The organism is Candidatus Jordarchaeum sp. (genome assembly GCF_052745115.1).
In genome coordinates, this window is sequence record NZ_JBRAKS010000240.1 from 1 (window position 1) to 5,937 (window position 5,937).

Here is a 5,937-nt window from a genome sequence, read left to right on the forward strand (position 1 = left end):
CAATTATTCTTTTCGAACTATCCCAACAACCCACATACTTAAGGCGCCTTCTCCTCAAAATCCTCCCAAAAATTTTTATATATTAAATTATCACGTTCAATTTTTTGCTTGAAATATCTATAAATCTTGCTTTAAGAATTTTTTATGCTACTAATCGTTCCTATTTCTATAAAATTGCTATATTTAAACATTTTTTCTGGAAAGGAAAAAGAGCAAAATTATACTAAATGTTGACAAAGAATAAATAAAAAAATGTTTTTATCTAAAGTATAGCTACCCCCTTAAGAAATTGAATCAATATCTTCCAAAATCTGCAGACAAAGCTTCAAGGCATTCTGCAAGTTCTTTTCACTTATATTCTTAGGAATGTCCTCAGGAATATGCCACAATGTAAATAACTCGTTCTCATCCATGCCCATGACAGTCACCGATTTGTAGCCCTTTCGGGCAATAGGTGTAGCGTCAGTATTCCCGTACTTCAGCTCAATGGGTTTTACTGGAACCTTGCACTTTTTTCCAGCCCTAACAACCAAGTCAGCTAATTCCTTTGACAGATTTCCCGCAACCGATATCTCCTTCGTGACAACACCGAACTTACCCTGACCAACCGTTTCCATATTAATAACGTAGGCGTTCTCAAGCTCTTTTCCATGTTTTTCGGCGAAAACTTTGCTTCCTAAGGTTGCCGGTTCCTCGGTTCCGAAAGAAACAATCCAAACCTCAGTGCTTTTGGGCGGATTATTGGAAACTTTTTCCGCTATACCCAATAAGACGCCAACCGCAGACAAATTATCATTAGCCCCCATCACTTTGGTTTTGGTCACCATGTTGAAAGCAAAGTAGAAGCCAGATAGAACACTAACAAGTCCAACGATTACTGCGGGTATGTCTATGAGCAGGTTGAATCTTATCAGTTCAGTAAAGGTGAAAAATCCTAAACTCATTTTGAGCGAATTTATTCCAGTGGATAGGTCGATATAGATCCATACGCTTTTCGCCACGGCTATGATTGCGAAAATTATGGCGGAGTAGACTGGTATATTCTGCAGTATGTGTAATCTTTTTTTCTGTTTCGCGAAGAGAGGCATATAAAAGGCTGAATCATGGTGCCCTGAGAAAATCACTTTTCTCTTAGCTTTTTCTTTGGGTTTAATTTTTGCTATTACGTTTTCTGAGGTTGCGGATCTGAATAGCACATCGATTATTTCTTTGCCCCTCATCCGGGTTAAAAATAGAATCAAAATACTGACAACAATGATTAGAATGGTTAAAACTGGAAGTATAAAGTATAAGATAAATGCAAGAAGAATGCTAACAATCTCGAAAACAATAAGACCCTGTAAAACGCCGGGACGACACTTAAATTCTTCCAAAGTAACACTGTTGCTCATGGGTCTCAGTTTTTTCTTCAAGTACTCTGCTGTTTCGGCTTCCTCTGGGCTTCCCGCTATCCTTGGTCCTATAGTTTCACAAATCTCAGAGATATAATCCACAAGCTTCCCAGGCAAAACTTACACCTCCTACTTTTTCATGCAAAAATAAATTTTCCTAAATAATTTATCTTATTGATTAATTCAATTTCAACAATGTGTGTGATAAAACTTTCTGTACCACTTTATCCACTTTTAAAAACAGAGGGGGGCTCTCAAGAAAATCTAATAATAACTATCCTCCACTTTCCATTGAAAAATCGCTCTTAAATTTTTAATTCCCGAAAAATTTTTCATTCTAGAATCTTGGGTTTTCTTTTCTGCGGTTTGAAGTAGTTTCCAATTTTTTCAGCCAATCTTACATGTGTGATTAGTGAGGCTTGCCTAGCCCTGCTGGCAAATAATAGGTGAGGCGAAGTATCGGTGATGGATATTCTGATAAAATCATCGCCCAACTTATCAACCATTTTTAAAAACTCTTTATCTTCTAATAGTCCCCTAACCCTTTCTACCCCAGAAGATTTAATGATGAAATTATCCCCCATTTTGGTTTTGGGAACTTCTTTTAATTTTTTCAAAACCTCATCATCTTCCTTCGTGAGCGTCTTACTATTGATGTTAATAACTTCGAGTTGAAGTCTGGGCTTTGCTAAAAAATCTGCATTTGTAAGAAGCATATCGTGATATGGTTTAAACCGTGCTGCGAGGTGATGAAGAAGATTTTCTCGGTTTAACAGAAACAGAACCATTTCCCAGTTTTTCAAAGGAACATTCCTCTTAGGATGGCAAGTGATTCTGAAACCACTAGATTTGTAGATTTGCTGTTTAGCCCTTTCACACTTGGGGCCAAGCTCGGTCCTCAGTATACTCCCAAATCTGCTTATGAGCATCTTATTGTACTTGGAGCCCCAAACATAAACTCCAACAAAAATCGCCATAATACCCATAGTGACGAATAATCCAATCGTTCCAATAAGTTCTACTGGATCCACGAATTCAAACACAGAGGTCACCTCTCAAACATTTTAAATCAAGTCCCCTTTAAAACTCTTACTAGAAATGCAAAAAGATTGCAAGTACTTTTTTCAAGTTTAAACGATTAAATATAAATATCCCGTGGTTTCGATATGTTAAATTAAACAGTTTCTGCGAAGGGCTAAAAATGAGTAAAAAACAGGAAATGTACAATTTTTTTAAGAGGGATTCCTGCACCCAGTGTGGCGATTGCTTCACAAAATGCCCAGTCATGCAACTATCATTACCAGAGGCAAAACAAGAAATCAGAAAACTCATAGATGGTGAAAAAACGAGCCATGTCCTACGAGAATGCACAACGTGTTTATCCTGTAACATATATTGCCCTGAGAAAGCGGATCCTTATGAATTGATTTTGACCAGATGGTTTGAAAGATACAAGGAGAAAGGCCTAGGAAAAACCATGAAACTACTTTCCCCCAATCATCCCCAAAACCTTTGGGCTGCTCTTTGGAAAAAATTCCCGGAAGATGAGCGAAAAACAATTCAAGCCTGGTCTAATCCCAAGAAATCCGATGTGATTATGTTGGGAGGGACGATGACTAGTTTCGTACCCTATATTACTCACTCCAAACTGTTAGAGGGATTTACATTTGCTGGTACAGGGGATTTTTGGACCAGTGGAGCTCTCTTCTATCAGCTGGGACTGCTTGATGTGGTTGAGCATGCCGGAAAGCGGGTTAAGAAGCAACTCGAAAAACTGGGTGCAAAGAAGATTATTTTGTTTAACGAACACGAGTACATTATGCTGAAAAAAACTTTACCTGAACGATTTGGAATCAGTTTCAATTTCCAACTTCAGTGCTTAGAAGAATGGCTATTGGATAGAATTGAGAATGGGGATATAAAGCTAAAATCTAAAGTAGATATGAAGGTCACGCTTCACGATAGCTGCTGGTCAAAAGCCATAGGGCCCAAATTCTTTGACACCACCAGAAAACTGATAAAAGCCACTGGTGCAAAACTGGTAGAGCTACAACATTCTCGGGAAAATTCTTTGTGCTGCGGTTTTGGAGCTGGGGCCAGTCGCTACAGCATGCTGGACATCATAGACTATTCCAGAAATAAATTCAAAGAGGCGGAGCGAAGCGGTGCAGATGTTTTAGTTGTTCACTGTTCCGGGTGCCTATGGATACTATCGGTAGCAAAAGAACTCCTCGGAGTCAAAATGCCCATCTACCACATCCTTGAACTCGTCCAGTTAGCAGTGGGAGAACAACCCGCACACCGACACCGGGAGCGGGCATGGGACATAATCGGAGCGGTTCTATCCCACCCTTGGGAAAACATTATCAGAACCGGGAATAAATACTGGATCGAGCCCTTCCCACCAGAGATAGAAACGAAAGCAGTAGAGTTAGAGGATAAATCCATACTTCCAAAAATAATAAATCCCCTTCTGAAATGGAATTTCACAAGAAAATTAATTTTGATAGCATTTAGAATAATAATTTCTCTTAGATAAAAAATTCAAAACTGAATCTAATAAAAATAAATGAAGATGAGTAGGAGATATAAATGGTTGTAAAACAGGATCGTTATAGCTCCTTCAATGAGGAGACTTGTACTCGATGTGGCGAATGCTTTTCCCGCTGCCCCGTTATGAAGCTTTCACCAGAAGAGGCTAAGAAGGAAATACAGAGACTAATTGATGGTGAAAAGACCAAACACGTTTTGGAAAAATGTGAATCCTGCTTTGCTTGCAACTTTTTCTGTCCAAACAACTGTTATCCCACAGAACTGGTTCTTCAAAGATGGTACGAAGAATACCAGGAGAAAGGATTACCCTCCAGAGCCAGTTGGTTTATCGCCCATGGAAAACCTAACTTTAGAACCTACGCCTTAGAAAGGCTTCCCGAAGACGAGAAGAAAACATTGGAATCTTGGGCCAACTTTAGGAAAAGTGAAACTGTACTCTACCCCGGCTGCAATGTTATCACAATTCCCTCTCTCACCTACACCAGTCTTCTAGACGAATACCCCATTATGGGTTCCTTAGACCTGTGCTGCGGTGAAACCTATTATCGAACCGGTATGTTTGACCAGGCCAAGCAAGCCGGAAAAAGACTGGAAAAATGGTTCAAACAAATAGGAGCAAAAAGGGTGGTCATGCTCTGCACCGCCGGATGCAACATGTTCACGAATGTCCTGCCCAAAAGATTTGGCATCAAATTCAATTTTGAGGTAATACCGTTTTACCGAATCCTCCTAGAAAGACTCGAAAACGGAACAATCAAGGTGAAACAGAAGCTAAACAAGACAGTAACCGTTCAGGACTCCTGCTACGGAAAAGCCTTCGGAGACGAGTACCTCGATATCCCTCGAAGAATACTGGAAATCATAGGGGCAAAAGTGGTAGAAATGGAATGTACCCGAGACTGCGCACTCTGCTGTGGAATAAGCGGAGGATTCAGTTTCCCTAGAAGCTATCATCCCTGGAATCTAACAACGGCAACCATAAGAAGACTCAGACAAGCCAAAAAAACTCACGCCGATATCCTAGGTGTCTACTGTGCAGGTTGTCTACAGATGCTCTCCGTCGGTAAGAAAGTTTGGCCAACAAGAATGTCCATCTACCACTTACTAGAACTGGTTCAAATGGCTATTGGTGAAAAACCAGAGCATCGATGCTCCCAGAGGGCGGGAACAATATTCAAAGGAGTAATCTTACACCAGTTTCCGAAAACATTATCCTGGAAAAGATTCCGGGTAGACGAAATAAAACCTGACTTCTAAAATAATAAACTCGTAGAGTGAATAATTTCCTCTAAAAAAAGAGATGTGCAAATTCTCTAATTAGTGGTGGTACAAAAAAGAGTATTTAAAAAGTTTTTAATCTTCTTTCCCAACAGGACAAACCCTGATGCATACCCCGCAGATTAATTCATTTATTTTTAACTCTTTTCCATTTTTTCTCAATTGCCTAACACATTTTTCCTTATCAATATATCCGCTTATTAAAGCGTTTACCGGACAGGACTTAATGCATGCTTCACATCCTTGGCAAAAATTCTGATTCAAGGGCTCATCTCCTTTTAGGGGAGCGTTTGTTACAATAGAAACCAATCGCACTCTTGGTCCGTAATTCTTAGTAATTAAAAGATTGTTCTTGCCTAACACGCCTATTCCCGCGAGGACTGCGGCATGGCGATGTGAGAGGTCGCCCTTGTTTTCATCAACATTGTAAGGGTAAGAAGCGGGTACGGGAACCGCCTCAAATCCCTCACTCTCCAAAAAACATCCTAATTGAAGCGCGATACTGTTTAATTCGTGGTTTACCATGAAATAATTCAAGAAGTATTCTCTACTGGGAGCTTTTCGCAAAACACCTTTTAAAAGGGGAATAGCCAGAACCACAACACTTCTTGCATCTTTCAAAATATCATTCGGTCTATAACCTTCGGGAGCTTCTTGGAACCTATACGCTTCGGCAACCGTTGTCCGAAACTTACCCATCTAGGACACTTCCAGA

Annotated in this window: 5 protein-coding genes; 2 read left to right on the forward strand and 3 right to left on the reverse strand. The window is 39.9% G+C overall.

Going from position 1 to position 5,937, the window contains the following annotated elements:
* Positions 1–281: 281 nt before the first annotated feature.
* Together ACUVXA_RS14800 and ACUVXA_RS14805 are read right to left on the reverse strand one after the other, a co-directional pair.
* The gene (locus ACUVXA_RS14800) at positions 282–1,508 is read right to left on the reverse strand and encodes a M28 family metallopeptidase (RefSeq protein WP_445872053.1); all 1,227 of its coding nucleotides are present in this window, start codon (positions 1,506–1,508) and stop codon (positions 282–284) included.
* Positions 1,509–1,723: 215 nt separating this feature from the next.
* Entirely contained in the window at positions 1,724–2,434 is a 711-nt protein-coding gene (locus tag ACUVXA_RS14805; protein ID WP_445872054.1) for a hypothetical protein, read from the reverse strand.
* 158 nt (positions 2,435–2,592) lie between these two features.
* On the opposite strand from ACUVXA_RS14805, the gene ACUVXA_RS14810 reads away from it, so the two are divergent.
* A complete protein-coding gene (locus ACUVXA_RS14810; RefSeq protein WP_445872055.1) occupies positions 2,593–3,930 on the forward strand; it encodes a (Fe-S)-binding protein in 1,338 nt (445 codons plus the stop codon).
* A 53-nt stretch (positions 3,931–3,983) separates the two neighbouring features.
* Entirely contained in the window at positions 3,984–5,201 is a 1,218-nt protein-coding gene (locus ACUVXA_RS14815) for a (Fe-S)-binding protein (RefSeq protein ID WP_445872056.1), read from the forward strand.
* 96 nt (positions 5,202–5,297) lie between these two features.
* Here the strand turns inward: ACUVXA_RS14815 and ACUVXA_RS14820 are convergent, their stop codons facing one another.
* Positions 5,298–5,921 (reverse strand): 4Fe-4S binding protein, encoded by a 624-nt coding sequence (locus ACUVXA_RS14820; RefSeq protein ID WP_445872057.1) that lies wholly within the window; start codon positions 5,919–5,921, stop codon positions 5,298–5,300.
* Positions 5,922–5,937 lie beyond the last annotated feature (16 nt).

What these genes read in the sequence shown, in the direction of transcription:
- ACUVXA_RS14820 (WP_445872057.1), bottom strand. Translation starts at nt 5,921, where the DNA reads ATGGGTAAGTTTCGGACAACGGTTGCCGAAGCGTATAGGTTCCAAGAA.
- ACUVXA_RS14815 (WP_445872056.1), top strand. Translation starts at nt 3,984, where the DNA reads ATGGTTGTAAAACAGGATCGTTATAGCTCCTTCAATGAGGAGACTTGT.
- ACUVXA_RS14810 (WP_445872055.1), top strand. Translation starts at nt 2,593, where the DNA reads ATGAGTAAAAAACAGGAAATGTACAATTTTTTTAAGAGGGATTCCTGC.